The 14193-nt window shown below is 51.9% G+C and carries 12 protein-coding genes and 1 riboswitch; of the genes, 3 read left to right on the forward strand and 9 right to left on the reverse strand.

From position 1 onward, the window contains the following. Positions 1–75: 75 nt before the first annotated feature. The 5 genes from EZJ44_RS04810 to glyA form a co-directional block, all read right to left on the reverse strand. Complete coding sequence (locus EZJ44_RS04810) at positions 76–1353, reverse strand: mannose-1-phosphate guanylyltransferase (RefSeq protein ID WP_241658597.1); 1278 nt, start codon at positions 1351–1353, stop codon at positions 76–78. Beyond that, complete coding sequence (locus EZJ44_RS04815; RefSeq protein ID WP_131280770.1) at positions 1331–2620, reverse strand: YihY/virulence factor BrkB family protein; 1290 nt, start codon at positions 2618–2620, stop codon at positions 1331–1333. The genes EZJ44_RS04810 and EZJ44_RS04815 overlap by 23 nt, the downstream gene beginning before the upstream one ends. A 9-nt stretch (positions 2621–2629) precedes the next feature. Further along, a complete protein-coding gene (locus tag EZJ44_RS04820) occupies positions 2630–3454 on the reverse strand; it encodes an exodeoxyribonuclease III (protein ID WP_131280772.1) in 825 nt (274 codons plus the stop codon). Between the two features lie 157 nt (positions 3455–3611). Further along, complete coding sequence (locus EZJ44_RS04825) at positions 3612–4499, reverse strand: bifunctional methylenetetrahydrofolate dehydrogenase/methenyltetrahydrofolate cyclohydrolase (protein WP_131280774.1); 888 nt, start codon at positions 4497–4499, stop codon at positions 3612–3614. Beyond that, positions 4496–5794 (reverse strand): serine hydroxymethyltransferase, encoded by a 1299-nt coding sequence (glyA, locus tag EZJ44_RS04830; protein WP_131280776.1) that lies wholly within the window; start codon positions 5792–5794, stop codon positions 4496–4498. The genes EZJ44_RS04825 and glyA overlap by 4 nt, the downstream gene beginning before the upstream one ends. Positions 5795–5852: 58 nt before the next feature. Continuing rightward, positions 5853–5939, reverse strand: a riboswitch (ZMP/ZTP riboswitch). 172 nt (positions 5940–6111) lie between these two features. On the opposite strand from glyA, the gene purU reads away from it, so the two are divergent. Next, positions 6112–6960 (forward strand): formyltetrahydrofolate deformylase, encoded by an 849-nt coding sequence (gene purU, locus EZJ44_RS04835; RefSeq protein ID WP_131280778.1) that lies wholly within the window; start codon positions 6112–6114, stop codon positions 6958–6960. Here the strand turns inward: purU and EZJ44_RS04840 are convergent. After that, positions 6957–7616, reverse strand: a complete 660-nt coding sequence (locus EZJ44_RS04840) for a response regulator (protein ID WP_277751393.1) — start codon at positions 7614–7616, stop codon at positions 6957–6959. The two genes, purU and EZJ44_RS04840, sit on opposite strands and share 4 nt — an antisense overlap. Further along, the gene (locus EZJ44_RS04845) at positions 7617–8903 is read right to left on the reverse strand and encodes an ATP-binding protein (protein ID WP_165496113.1); all 1287 of its coding nucleotides are present in this window, start codon (positions 8901–8903) and stop codon (positions 7617–7619) included. It abuts the gene before it with no gap. Positions 8904–9040: 137 nt separating this feature from the next. Between EZJ44_RS04845 and EZJ44_RS04850 the strand changes: the two genes are divergently transcribed. Then, positions 9041–10855 (forward strand): PspC domain-containing protein, encoded by a 1815-nt coding sequence (locus EZJ44_RS04850; protein WP_131280782.1) that lies wholly within the window; start codon positions 9041–9043, stop codon positions 10853–10855. Beyond that, positions 10852–11163, forward strand: coding sequence for a hypothetical protein (locus EZJ44_RS04855; RefSeq protein WP_131280784.1), 312 nt, complete (start codon positions 10852–10854; stop codon positions 11161–11163). The genes EZJ44_RS04850 and EZJ44_RS04855 overlap by 4 nt, the downstream gene beginning before the upstream one ends. 175 nt (positions 11164–11338) lie before the next feature. Here EZJ44_RS04855 and EZJ44_RS04860 read toward each other — a convergent pair whose 3' ends face one another. Further along, positions 11339–12337, reverse strand: coding sequence for a malate dehydrogenase (locus tag EZJ44_RS04860; protein WP_131280787.1), 999 nt, complete (start codon positions 12335–12337; stop codon positions 11339–11341). A gap of 127 nt (positions 12338–12464) precedes the next feature. Further along, the gene (gene pgi, locus EZJ44_RS04865) at positions 12465–14120 is read right to left on the reverse strand and encodes a glucose-6-phosphate isomerase (protein WP_131280789.1); all 1656 of its coding nucleotides are present in this window, start codon (positions 14118–14120) and stop codon (positions 12465–12467) included. Positions 14121–14193 lie beyond the last annotated feature (73 nt).

The raw sequence follows: 14193 nt of genomic DNA on the forward strand, positions 1-14193 counted from the left end.
AAATTATCGTCTCACGTTACCTGCAATAGACTCTTCCCTGCATCTTACAACTTTGCTCGGCTATCTGCACATCATTTAGCGAAGTTCTTCTGGTAGTTTCCCGACTACGTCCTTTACTCGCTGGGATTGTTCTTTCAAAGTCACGAATATGACGTCCGCTGTTTCAACTACGATCGCATCCGGAACACCCACGATGACCACTGGTTTTGAGTGTGTATAAACGATCGTTCCATTCGCGTCATCCGTTACAACAGGTTGCACCGAACCTCCCGGAGCAATCTGTACGACGGCGTCGCCATCCTTGTCGTTGCTACCAGACGATTCGCTTACAATCGCCTCAGCGTCGCAATAAGTGCTCGAATCACAAGCACTTTTCTTTTCAGCGAGAACCTCTCCAAGTGATCGATAGTCACCCACATCTGACCAGCCCATACTCGCAGGCACGACGGCGACTCCCCCACGCTGCGCTAACGGTTCAGCGATAGCATGATCTATGGCGATCTTCTTGAGATTTACCCATAGATCATCCATCACTGAGCTTCTCTGCGGAGTATCCCACGCACGGGCTATGCTCAATATCCCCTCGTACAACTGTGGCTCAAAGGCTTGCAAGGCAGCAAGTAATACATCCGTGCGGAATACGAACATTCCAGCATTCCACATGTACTGCCCACTTGCCACGAACTCCCGGGACCGATCCTGGTTCGGTTTCTCCATAAATTCCGAAACGTCATACACGGTGAGTGGAGATTGATAACTGCACCGCTTTGCTAGGTGAATGTAACCAAAACCTGTTGCAGCATACTCAGGTTCGATGCCAACGGTGGCAATTTTCCCATCGCGAGCTGCCACAATTGCTGATTTCACTGCAGCAATAAACACATCTTCACGCGCGATCATATGATCGGCTGCGAAGGAGCCTGCGACTATAGAGCCATGCCGCTCCTGTAAGACGGCGGCTGCCAAACCGATCGCCGCCATGGAGTCGCGTCCGCATGGCTCAGCGATGAACTGTGTTGATGGTAAGTGCGTGAGCTGGGATTGTACAGCGTCCAGATGGGCTTCACCAGTCACCACTAATACGCGATCCTCGGCGAGTGGCTTGAGTCTTTGCACGGTTGATTGCAACATACTTTGCCCGCAAGACGTGAGATCAGCCAAGAATTTTGGCGACCGAGCCCGTGAAAGCGGCCAAAGCCGAGTACCGGCTCCACCTGCTGGAATGATGGCGTAAAAATCCTGAATTGGTTCTTGCGACTCGCAGACAGGCTGGTGTGTACCGCCGTCACGCTCATGCATACCACCGGCAGGCTCGCGCCAATTAGTTTCCTCAGCGTGATGGCTTTGGCTCATTACCCTTTTCCTCTTTCACCTGTTCCGAGTCTTTAGCCTGTTCTTTGGCTTCTTTTTCGGTTGCTTTCGCCATCTCTTTCGCTTTTCCAGCCGCCTTTGTATTGAGCTTGTCAATCAAGCCACGGCGCAAATCAGGCAAAACAATTCCCGAAATCGGATCATGCTCCCAATCGAGAGTATATAGATCCGACTTGGTAACGTAATTCGGAGTTTCGTCAATATGCGGGTAGTAAGCCTTAGTGATCGCAAGCTGCTCAGGCGGATTAGCAATGAATGCACCTGCCTGTAAGGTAACACGCGCAATCAGGTTCACCCACAGTAGGATCGTAGCAATAGCAGCAAAAGGAGCAAGTAAAGCGTTATTTGAAACGGACGATACTGCCGTCGTACCTATGATACGCAGCACCGACGAAGCGAAACCGGCCAGTGCTGAACCAAGTAACAGATCGCGGCGTGGTGCGCGTGCGCCGGCCATATAACGGAAGATGAACATAAAGACAAGCGTGTCAATAACCAGACCGATGATGAACGTACCGCCATTGAGAATCACATTGCCCCAGCTATCGGGCAAGCCGATCAAATCAAAGAGCTGCTCTGAGAAAAAGGCCGTTACGGTGCTCAGACCCACTGACGTAAGTACACCTAATCCAATAACCACAAAACCTGCCAAATCCAGCAGTTTTGCCTTCGCAAAATTCGTTGGGATGCGAGCCAAGCCGAACATCGCTTGAATAGCAGTACGCAAACCTGCCATCAACGACAACGCCGACCACAGCAGCACAAATATCGACACTAAAGTGATGAGGTTGAATGGATTATCGACGATGAGCGACTGTGGATCAATCAGACCTTTCGGCGCTGATTCAGTCTTCAAAATCCCTGGTAACGAGGTATTGACAGCCTCCACAATTTTATCGAAGAGCGCCTTATTTCCGCCCACAATAACTGAGAAGGCGGTAAAAGCTATGGTGAGAGCTCCAGCAATCGCAAAGAGAGCAGAATATGCGAGTCCGCCGGCGAGTAAAGCGCCTCGCACTGCTCCGTAGCGTTGCAGTGCACGCATGATCCGCAAACCGTTCACGTATGCCATAATTTGGTTAATTTTTGACATGAGGGAGTCATCGTCTGGGTGCTTAGCCTGCTCGTTCTCCCAGGTGGCAGTGGCGTCAAGCGCCCCTTCCAAATCTCGATTCACTGCCTCGAAATCCTGCACATCCGTACCCTGCTCCACCGAACTGCGCTTAGTTTTGCTTGTCATAGTGCCCATGATTGCCCCTTAGTTCTCTCGGTATTCAATGATTAATGGAGCATGATCCGACCAGCGTTGATCGCGCCCTTGCGCTCTATCAACCCGTTGCCACTGCGCACAATCGGCAAGTTCGGGATTGGTCATCTGATAGTCAATACGCCAGCCCACATTGTTATCGAAAGCGCGCCCGCGCTGTGACCACCACGTGTATGGACCTTGCTCATCGCCCACGAGAGCTCGCTGCGTATCCACATAACCTAGCTCTCCAAACCAACGGTCAAGATATGCAATTTCCGGATCGAGAACACCGGCAGTCTTGTTGTGGTTCGGTTTCCAATTCTTAATATCACGCTCCGTGTGCACAATATTAAAATCGCCTCCCACCAGCACATGTGCTAGTTCTCGCGATTGTTTGAGTTGTTCGAGGCGTGCAGTGACGCGGTCCAGATGGGCGTATTTCGCTTCCATTTTCTCTGGCTTATCAGCCACACCAGAATGGAGATATGCACTGATAAAAGTGGTGTTGAACTGGGGAATATCTACTTCTACCCAACGTCCAGTATCCACGGGAAGTTCCATTGCGCCGTCGTCCAAACCTTCGGCGATCCCCAAACGCACCGCCGAAACCTCCACGGTGTTCTTTACTGCGACGGCGACACCGGCACGTCCGGCGAGCAAAGAGGCTTGCTGGTAGACGGCGTACTGCCCACCAAGCAGATCCGGAACCAGCTCCTCAGGAGCGCGCACTTCTTGCAGCAACAAAACATCAGGTTGAACGTCAGAAAGCCACTGCGGCATTCCTTTTCGAACTGCGGCACGTAAGCCATTAACATTGCAGGTCGCAATCAGCATAGACACTCCAGACATGTGAGAAAGAGGTTATGCCAATTCTACCGAAAGCAGAAACGTGTGCTGGGTGGTTTTCGCCCTCAGCGGTGAACCACCCAGCACACGTTGAAGTGAGCATTACGGCATTCAGAGTTTATTCAACTCCAGAACTTCCAAGCCCTTATGAAGTAGCAGGAAGCATTTCCGCTGCTTCCACTACGTTTACCAGAAGCATTGCTCGTGTCATTGGCCCGACCCCGCCCGGATTTGGAGAAAGCCAACCAGCAACACGTGCAACATCTGGATGCACATCACCTAAAATTTTAGATTTGCCGGTGGATTCGTTGCGCTCGCGCGTCACTCCCACGTCGAATACAGCAGCTCCGGGCCGTACCATCTCAGGTTTGAGCAGGTGAGCGACGCCGGTTGCCACCACAACGATATCCGCACGCTTGGTGTGTTCAGCAAGGTCACGGGTGCCGATATGACATCCGTCCACCGTAGCATTGATTGAGGTGTGTGATAGCAACACAGACAGCGGCCGCCCTACGGTGCTACCGAGTCCTACCGCGCACACATTGGCACCGTCCCACGTAACTCCCCCGCGTCGACCCAATTCCACAATTCCTCGTGGTGTACAAGGGATCGGACTCGTGAAGGGTTTATCGTTGTTTAGCAGGAGTTTTCCAAGGTTATACGGGTGCAAGCCATCGGCGTCTTTAGCCGGATTGATGGCTGCCAGAACGTCGTCGGCATCAATACCGGGCGGCAAGGGAAGCTGCACGATATAGCCAGTACATTCTTGTGCGTCGTTCAAATCCCGAACGGCCGCCAGCACGTCATTTTTGGTAGCAGATTCAGGCAAATCAATGCGCATCGAAGCGATCCCCACATCAGCACAGTCCTGATGCTTACCTCCAACATAAATTTTTGAAGCGGGATCACTGCCGACGAGAATTGTCCCTAATCCCGGGTGCACACCCTTGTTTTTGAGGGCTTCCACCCGAAGTCGGAGCTCATCCTTGATTTGCGAAGCTACAGCTTTTCCATCAAGTCTGATCGCGTTCATGCTAGATGAGTCTGATCAAGGCCAGGATACAGCGGGAACTTCTCGGTGAGCTTCGCCGTGCGAGCTCGCAGAGCAGGAATATCAGCAGATGCGCCGTCACGCAAAGCAGTGGCGATAATATCGGCAACTTCCGTGAACTCAGCAGCGCCAAAACCACGGGTGGCCAACGCCGGAGTGCCAATACGCAAACCGGAGGTAACAGCCGGTGGACGTGGATCAAATGGTACTGAGTTACGGTTGACAGTGATACCAACCTCATCGAGCAAATCTTCGGCTTCTTGCCCATTCATCTGCGCATTACGCAGATCAACAAGCACAAGATGCACATCCGTTCCGCCCGATACCACGGCAATATTCTTTTCTACGACGTCGGCCTGCATCAGTCGATTTGCGAGGATCTTAGCGCCTTCAAGCGTGCGAACTTGCCGATCTTTGAACTCAGGCGTAGCCGCGATCTTCATTGCGATAGCTTTCGCTGCCACCACATGCATGAGCGGTCCACCCTGCTGACCAGGAAATACTGCCGAATTGAGTTTCTTTCCAAGCGGCTCAAATTCCTTTGCCAAAATCATGCCTGACCGTGGACCACCGATGGTCTTGTGGATCGTCGTGGTAACGACGTCGGCGTAATCCACTGGATTTGGATGCAGACCTGCCGCAACGAGTCCTGCGAAATGCGCCATATCTACCCACAAATATGCGCCAACTTCATCAGCGATGGCTCGGAATGCAGCAAAATCAAGCTGGCGTGGATAAGCGGACCAACCGGCAATAATAAGCTTTGGCTTCGTTTCGAGTGCCTTGGCACGCACCTCATCCATATCGATGAGGTAGTCCTTCTCCGAAACACCGTAAGCTACCATATTGAAATTCTTGCCGGAGAAGTTGAGCTTCATTCCATGGGTGAGATGTCCACCGTGTGCAAGTTCCAAGCCCATCACGGTATCGCCTGGATTGACTAGTGCATGATAAATCGCTGCATTTGCCTGTGCGCCCGAGTGTGGCTGCACATTAACGTATCCTGCGCCGAAAACTTCTTTGGCCCGATCACGCGCAAGATTCTCTACGATATCAACGTGCTCACACCCGCCGTAATAGCGACGCCCAGGATAGCCCTCTGCATATTTATTCGTAAGCACTGAGCCTTGTGCTTGGAGCACTGCTCGCGGCACAAAATTCTCTGACGCGATCATTTCCAGAGTATTACGCTGGCGTTCTAATTCGAGATCAAGTACGCGAGCTACATCTGGATCAAGTTCTGCGAGCGATTGATTGAGCAAATCGTTCGATGCCATTCTGGCTGTCCTCCTGCAGTGTTTCTAGTGGCAGTGCGCGTGCAAGCTGCACTGTTCGATCACTTGCCCAGGCGAGCGACTAGCGATCCTCTGTTTGTCCGCTCCCCGGTGGTGACCACCTCAGGCGCCAGTTGCGGATGAGTTCATTCTATCCCACTTCCGCATAGGCAACAGTGTGATCCATCATTCGGAAATGTGAAAATGCTCCAGCTTCCTCTTTCTGAGACGATTTTCTGAGCAAGTATTTACGCGACGCCGTCATTTTTCATACTCTGAGCACACGCGCGAACATTTTTTGCGTGCTTTATGCTGGAAGAATGAATTCAGAGAAACTCGTCTTGACAATGTCGTGCCCCGATAAACCCGGAATTGTTTACGCCGTTACAGGTCTGCTCGCATCCGTGGGCGGCAATATTCTCGAATCCCAGCAGTACAATGACGACGCCGAGGGCCGGTTTTTCATCCGAATCGAAGCTTTTGTTCCAGGTGGCAAAAGCACAATTGAAGCGGCTATGACGCAGCTCGCCCAAAACTATTCAATGGACTTCCGTATTGCGGAAATTGATAAGCCAGTTCGTACCCTCATTATGGTTACAAAAGAGAGCCATTGCCTTTCGGATTTGTTGGCAAAACATCGCGACGGGCGCCTTCCGATTGACATTGCCGCTGTAGTGGGAAATCACGAAGATCTGCGGTCAATCGCCGAGTTTTACGAACAAGAATTCATATATATCCCGATTACAGCGCAATCAAAGCAAGAAGCCGAACAAGAGCTCCTCAATATCGTGCGTGAGCGGGAAGTGGAGCTTGTAGTTTTGGCTCGTTATATGCAGATTCTTTCTCCCGAGCTGTGCCAAATTTTGGCGGGGAATGTTATTAACATTCACCATTCTTTCTTACCGTCGTTCAAAGGAGCTCGCCCCTATGCGCAGGCTCATCAACGCGGCGTGAAACTCATCGGCGCTACAGCTCATTACGTCACAATGGATCTAGATGAAGGCCCCATTATCGAACAAGACGTGGTTCGCGTGGCTCATAACGACACTCTTCACGACCTCGTTGCCAAAGGTGCGGAAGTCGAACGGCAAGTTCTCTCCCGTGCAGTACGTTGGCACGCTGAGCACCGCGTACTCATGAACGGTAGCCGCACGGTTATTTTCAGCTAGTTAATCCCGCGCGCGGCCGCCCAGCGTGACAGCTCGCGCCGGTTCGAGAGCTGCAATTTCCTTAGTACCGCAGACACGTGCGTTTCCACCGTCTTTATTGAAATGTACAGTTCAGTGGCAACCTCTCGATAGGTATAGCCGCGCGCAATCAAACGCATAACCTCTTTTTCGCGCGTTGACAACGCATCGAGATCAGGATCGGCCGAGCCATGCGTTGGTCCTGCACCACCGAATGCGTCAAGAACGAAACCTGCTAGGCGAGGTGAGAACGCGGCGTCGCCACCAGCCACACGTTTAACAGCTTCTACCAGCTCATCAGTATTGATCGATTTGGTCACGTAACCGCGAGCGCCTGCGCGAATAACCGATACGACGTCGTCGGCCGCATCAGAAACAGATAGCGCGAGAAAACGCGGGGTGTGCTCGAGCCCGAGCGCCAAAATTCGTTGTACAACCTCAGCACCGCCACCACCGTTTCCTCCGGGCAAGTGAACGTCGAGAAGCACGACGTCGCAGGGCACAGTGCGGATTGTATCCACAGCCGAACCGACGTCGGCGGCCTCCCCCACAATTCTAAAATCAGGCTCAGCATTTTTGAGCTGCATAGAAACCCCGGTCCGCACGAGGTCGTGATCATCAACAATGATAATATCCACTTATTTCTCACCTTCATTATTTATTAAGCTCATATAGACCTCTGTACCACCATTGGGCAGCGGGGTGCGAATTTTCACGTGTCCGCCTACGCGTTCCATGCGTCCGATAAGCGATTCGCGGATACCAGCGCGATCTTCACCAATATTATCTAGATCGAATCCTTCACCGCGATCACGCACCCACACCGCCGATTCCGCATCGCTCAGCTCGGCATACACCGAAACGGGATGACTTCCGCCGTGCTTACACGCATTTGTTATCGCTTCGCCAGCGGCAGCCACGAGCGCGTGCAGAGCGGGCGACGGCGAAGCGTCACCAGTGACGACGATGTCCACCTCATGCTGGTATCGGCGCTCAAGTTCTTGCACCACATCACGCAATTCGGTTGCGAGCGACGTGCCTGTTTCTGGCCGGTCCTCATACAGATACCGGCGCAAATCTTGCTCTTGAGAACGCGCCAGCATACTCACAACATCAGGCTCATGAGCCCGCGCGCGGATTAACGACAGCGTTTGCAATACCGAATCATGCAAGTGAGCTGCAATATCGGCGCGTTCAGCCTCACGGATTTTTTCTTCGTTAGTGTGGATCAGATTGGTGCGCAGTTGCGCCATAATCGGAGCAATGACGAGTGCAATAGCTGCTAAAACGGCAATTCCAGTAAGGAACCCAGCAGCAATCGCTGAAATCCCGCCGCTGTAGGTAATCAATAGCACGGCGCCAATGGCGGAAATCGTGGCGCCGATAAGAACAGTCGAAAAAGAAACCGTTCCATCGGTGAGTGGTCCTGCCCAGGCGATCAAGCCACCACCGAGAATCAGGAGCATAAACAGAACCGGGTACGACCAGGTTCCAAATACATCTAGACCGCTCAATGCGATTGCAACAGCGCACAGTACTAAAAGAAGAATGAGCACGATATGGGTGGAGATGCTATTGCGCGGTTCTCGCTGCTCACGCTTGGTGTTTACAACATATTCAAGCGGGCGCACGATCCGTTGCTGTTCAACCGGAATGTCTAACGCAGGTGTGTAACGCGGCAACTGCACGGCAAGCACCAGGTAAATAATCGGGCTAACCATAAACGGGATCAATGCGAAGAACAGGAGTCGCCATATGGCAACGTGCCCACCCACATGAACCGATAGCCCTCGACACACTCCGGCAATAACCGCAGGTCTACGCCTCGCAAGCACTGGTCGTTGGCGAGCGCGCGGATCTCGCAGTTCCGAAAAATCGTATTTTTCCGATGCCGAATCATGGTTAGGATCGTGCAAAATGTTCACATTCAAGATGTTCCCATGAAATAGCATGAATAGAAAGGTGATCGCTATAAATCAGGGTTTTTCATGAGGATAAATCAGGGTTCTTTCAGGGGGTTTCCTGATACAGATTCGCGTGCCAATGCGGGCAGAATTCAAGTATGGACAAATTCTTTAATACAGTTCGCGGTTATCCGCTTCGCCGTACACATGACGGCATACTCGGTGGCGTATGCTCCGGTATCGCACACCGCTGGGGGCTAAACCCCATTCTCATCAGAATCCTTTTCGCGCTCGGACTCTTGTTCGGCGGTCTCTCGTTCTTTATCTATGGTCTTTTGTGGCTCCTAGTGCCTACATATCCAGAAAATAAGATCTCACTTGAGCAAACACTCCGTGGCAATCCGCAAGGTAGCACTCTAGTGGCAGGAATCATGACATTCCTTGGGCTAGTGAGCATTTCTTCACTGGGACATATCGCAAAAGCCCTCACAATTGGGCTACTCATGATGCTGATACCACTTCTTGTAGTGGCATTCGCTGTTTGGGCAATCATTGTGTGGGGTTCGAAGAAAAACCGTCCTCAGCCTCCATTTGACCAAACGCCAGGCGCTTCGTCGCCGTATGGAAATTCCTACGGCGTATACGAAAACCCTGCTGCGCCGTCGTCTGAAGGAGTAGCTTACGACGCAAATACTGCTTGGCCATCGGCATCAGATACTCCCACCGAGCAGTCTGATTATTCGCAACAGAATGCGTATTTTGCTGGCAATAACAATGGCTACTATTCTGCGCCCAGCCCAGTGAATCCCACTGCCCCGTATGAGGCTGCTCCAAAAGTGGCAAAAGTGAAAACTCCTGCGGCATCTGGAACATATATCGCCAGTGTAGTGGCACTTGCCCTTGCGATACCCGCCATTGTGCTCCTCGCAGGAGGAACTATCGGAAGCGCCCTTGCTGCTATTGGCGCCGGCGTCGTAATTCTCGGTATCGGAATCGCAGTGGCAGGCGCACGTGGACTGCGCGCAACCTGGCTCACCGTATTGGCCTGGCTTTTGGCACCTCTTGCTGCTGGAGCGCTTATTCTGGGTATCGCCACGCCAAGCAATATGCTCAAAGATCCGAACTATCGGACGTTCGTGTTCACGTCCTCGCTGGCAGATAGCAATAACACCTCGTCGATTTTTAATACCAGCACGATAAACATCTCCAAAGATACGAGCGAACAGAATGCAGATATTTCTGCCATGATTTCAGATATGAAATTTGTGCTTTCTGATAATGAGCCGGTGATCTTCGAGCTCAATGGCTACGGAGAGCTTTCCATTCAGAACTCGATGGGATGGAGCGTGCTCAATGAAGACAATAAGCCAGTGCTGAGCTTGGATAACCAAGAGATGATGAAGAAGGCTTCAGCAGACAAGAAAGCTGAGAAGCGCAAAGACGAACAAAAAGATCGTGAAGACGCCCAATCTCGAGGTAAAGAACAGGCAAAGCTTCAGGACGAACAGCAACCAGCCCAGCAGGCACAGCATCAAGGCAAACAGCAACCAGAGCTTCAGGCGCAACAACCTGACAAAGAGCAAAACGAAATGCAGGGAAACATGCGTAAAAGCTCTTTGCGCATCGAAATCGCTGGTTCGATGAGCGTAGCAAACCCTGCTGCTGTGAAGGATCCAAGCAAAGCACGTCATATTCGCCTTGATTTCACAGTTGGACGAATAGTCATTAAAGATGCCACGGCACTTGATCCTGCTACTCACATGGGTGGACCCACCTCGGATCGTCCAGCAGGGTTAACGCCTCCCCCAGGTGCACCGAATATGACAGGCGATCCTAATGTGCAACCCGATCCAAACGCACCAAGTACATCGGGAGCACCACCTGCACCAGGAACACCAAGTGCACCTACTGGAACAACTGCCCCTGTTGCACCTACTGCACCACAGGGAACCAATGAAGGAGGCAACAAATGAGACTTTCTACCAGCATTTTTGGCCTGTTTGTAACAACAGCGGGAATTCTTACGATCGTGTTCAGCCAAGGATACAAGTTTGATGCTCGAATCAGCCTAGTGGTTATTTTACTGGCCTTTGCATTTTTGATTGGAATTGGCGCATTCATCAAGAGCAATCGCGACAAGAAAGCGCTCGAAAGCTCGACTGAATCAAGTGATTCACACGAGACACCAGCAATGGACGAGGCTACAACCGATAGCACTGTTCATGCTACGACTGACGCCACAACTGATATGACACAAGACGAAGTAACGTCCAAGCTCTAAGGCATACGTCAGCGATACTAATAGAGGGTGGGGAGTATTTGATTCACAAATGTGAATCAAATACTCCCCACCCCGTTTGGTTCAGCATAGGCAGATCAACACTGTGCCAGATCACCCACTGCACAGCATAAGCAGACCCACACGGCTATGCTTTACCGCTAAATTTATGAATGGCTCACTTGATGAGGCCGAGTGCACGAACAGCGTCAAGTTCTTCTTGAGCTGCCTTGATGTTTCGCTCAATGCCAGCGCGGGTTGCGTCGGAGATCTCAAGACCTTCAACAACCTTCCATTCGCCACCTTCAGCAACAGCCGGGAAACCGAAAATCAAGCCTTCTGGAACGCCGTAATGCGAACCATCCGACCAAATACCTGGTGTGGTCCAGTTGCCAGCCTCGGTGCCATTTACCCAGTCGTACACATGGTCGATAGCAGCAGAAGCAGCCGAAGCAGCCGATGAAGCTCCACGAGCCTCAATAATTGCCGCACCGCGCTTAGCAACGGTTGGCACGAAGTAATCGTTGAGCCAAGCGTCATCAACCAGCTCGGAAGCAGGCTTGCTGGCAACGGTTGCCCAGCTGATGTCTGGGTGCTGATCTGCGGAGTGGTTACCCCACACCGTCATGCGCTTGATATCTGCCACGCGAGCACCAGTCTTTTCTGCAAGCTGAGAAATTGCGCGGTTGTGATCGAGACGCATCATTGCTGTGAAACGCGACTTTGGCACATCTGGTGCCGAGTGAGCAGCAATAACTGCGTTGGTGTTTGCTGGGTTGCCAACAACCAGAACGCGCACGTCGTCTGCAGCGTTATCGTTGATAGCCTTGCCTTGTGGACCGAAAATTCCACCGTTAGCAGCAAGAAGATCAGCACGCTCCATACCAGCGGTACGTGGACGTGCACCAACGAGCAGCGCAACATTTGTTCCAGAGAAAGCTGCGTTAGCGTCGTCATAAACGTTTACAGATTCGAGAAGCGGGAATGCGGAATCGTTCAATTCCATAGCTGTTCCCTCAGCCGCAGCAACTGCCTGCGGAATCTCGAGCAGATTGAGGCGAACTGGAACATCAGATCCCAACAGAGCGCCAGATGCGATACGGAAAAGTAGCGCATATCCAATATTTCCAGCAGCACCGGTTACTGTTACTGTAACTGGCTTCTTGAGTTCTGCCATGTGTTTCAACTCCTATGTTTTGTCAAATGTGGTGATCCACGAAACACTCCTACCCTACTATTTATTTGGAACCTTTACCTATGACTAAAGTGCTTTAAGCTCATCGATAAAAAGGTTCCCAAGCAGGTTAGAAACGGGTATCGCGGTAAAAATTGATCAACGCGCGCGTTGAAGGATCTTGCTTGGCAATTTCTGCTTCGTCTCCCGCAACTGCGGCCGTGAGCTGATTAGCCATCTGTTTTCCAAGCTCAACGCCCCACTGGTCGAAAGAGTCAATACCCCACACGATGCCCTGCACAAAGGTAATGTGCTCATATAGTGCGATGAGCTGGCCCAACACTGCGGGAGTGAGCGCTGGTGCCATGATCGACGTCGTCGGCTTATTGCCTGGGAAAACACGTGCCGATACGATTTCTTCGCGCGTACCCTCCGCCCGAACTTCTTCCTCAGTCTTTCCGAATGCGAGCGCCTTCGTCTGCCCGAAGAAGTTACCAAGGAACAGCTCATGCTGATCGAATTCGCCGTCTTTCAGTGCGTATATTGGATTGGAGAATGCGATGAAATCTGCCGGAATCAGTTGCGTACCCTGATGGATCAGCTGGTAGAAGGCATGCTGGCCATTCGTTCCTGGCTCTCCCCAGAACACCTCGCCGGTCGTCGTCGTCACGTCTGAACCGTCCCAACGCACCCGTTTGCCATTCGATTCCATCGTGAGCTGCTGCAAATAAGCCGGGAAGCGATGCAAGTACTGTGCATACGGCAACACTGCGTGTGTGGCAGCGCCCATGAAATTGCAGTAGAAGATGTTGAGCAAGCCCATCAACAGTGGCACATTTTCTTCATCAACAGCATTCTTGAAGTGCTCATCCATTGTGTTGAATCCGCCCAAGAAATCCGCAAATCCTTGTGGTCCAATAGCAATCGCGAGCGAGGTGCCGACGGCGGAATCCACCGAGTAGCGTCCGCCCACCCAGTCCCAGAATCCGAAAGCGTTGAGCGGATCAATGCCAAATTCGGCCACCTTCTCCAAGTTGGTAGACACTGCCACGAAATGCTTAGCAACAGCTCCTTCGGCGTCGATCCCTGCAGCTTGCAGTTCTTCAAGAAGCCATGCTCGGGCTTGCCGCGCATTCGTTAGTGTTTCGAGCGTGGTGAACGTCTTGGATGCCACGATGAAGAGCACTGTTTCTGGATCAACACCACGCAGCTTCTCACCCAAGTCGGTTGGATCGATATTAGAAATGAACCGACATTCGAGCCCGTCTTGCACATAAGGCTTGAGTGCTTCGTACGCCATCACCGGGCCCAGATCCGAACCACCAATGCCGATATTGACGATCGTGGTGATCGGCTTTCCAGTAATGCCACGCCACTGCCCTGACCGCACCCGATCAGCAAAATCAAAAATACGTGCGAGTACCTCATGCACGCCAGGGACTACGTCGGCACCGTCTACATATACCGAATTTCCCTCTGGTTGCCGCAAAGCCGTGTGCAGAACAGAGCGACCTTCGGTTACGTTGATCTTTTCGCCTGCAAACATAGCATCACGACGCTCGCTCAGTTGAACATCGCGCGCCAGCTCAAGCAAAGCCTCTTTGATCTCGTCGGTTATGTATGACTTCGAAAGGTCAACAAACAACTCGCCGGCCTGATACGAATGGCGCTCTGCGCGCTCAGGATCAGTCTCGAACCACGTACGAAAATCTACTCGCAGCTCATCGCGAAGTTTCGCAAGCTTCGCCCAAGCAGGTGTTTGTGTGGCATCAATTGGCATGGCCATAGACGTAACTCCTCAAAAATGGAATATGCGACATGAAATATTCAGTGTGTTGTTGCCGCACAAAATATGTTAC

It is taken from the genome of Arcanobacterium bovis (genome assembly GCF_004331995.1).
In the GTDB taxonomy this organism is placed as follows: domain Bacteria; phylum Actinomycetota; class Actinomycetes; order Actinomycetales; family Actinomycetaceae; genus Arcanobacterium_A; species Arcanobacterium_A bovis.

Bases quoted from the DNA above. Each gene is read 5' to 3' on its own strand.
- EZJ44_RS04810 (WP_241658597.1), bottom strand. From the start codon at position 1,353: ATGAGCCAAAGCCATCACGCTGAGGAAACTAATTGGCGCGAGCCTGCC.
- EZJ44_RS04815 (WP_131280770.1), bottom strand. From the start codon at position 2,620: ATGGGCACTATGACAAGCAAAACTAAGCGCAGTTCGGTGGAGCAGGGT.
- EZJ44_RS04820 (WP_131280772.1), bottom strand. From the start codon at position 3,454: ATGCTGATTGCGACCTGCAATGTTAATGGCTTACGTGCCGCAGTTCGA.
- EZJ44_RS04825 (WP_131280774.1), bottom strand. From the start codon at position 4,499: ATGAACGCGATCAGACTTGATGGAAAAGCTGTAGCTTCGCAAATCAAG.
- glyA (WP_131280776.1), bottom strand. From the start codon at position 5,794: ATGGCATCGAACGATTTGCTCAATCAATCGCTCGCAGAACTTGATCCA.
- purU (WP_131280778.1), top strand. From the start codon at position 6,112: ATGAATTCAGAGAAACTCGTCTTGACAATGTCGTGCCCCGATAAACCC.
- EZJ44_RS04850 (WP_131280782.1), top strand. From the start codon at position 9,041: ATGGACAAATTCTTTAATACAGTTCGCGGTTATCCGCTTCGCCGTACA.
- EZJ44_RS04855 (WP_131280784.1), top strand. From the start codon at position 10,852: ATGAGACTTTCTACCAGCATTTTTGGCCTGTTTGTAACAACAGCGGGA.
- EZJ44_RS04860 (WP_131280787.1), bottom strand. From the start codon at position 12,337: ATGGCAGAACTCAAGAAGCCAGTTACAGTAACAGTAACCGGTGCTGCT.
- pgi (WP_131280789.1), bottom strand. From the start codon at position 14,120: ATGGCCATGCCAATTGATGCCACACAAACACCTGCTTGGGCGAAGCTT.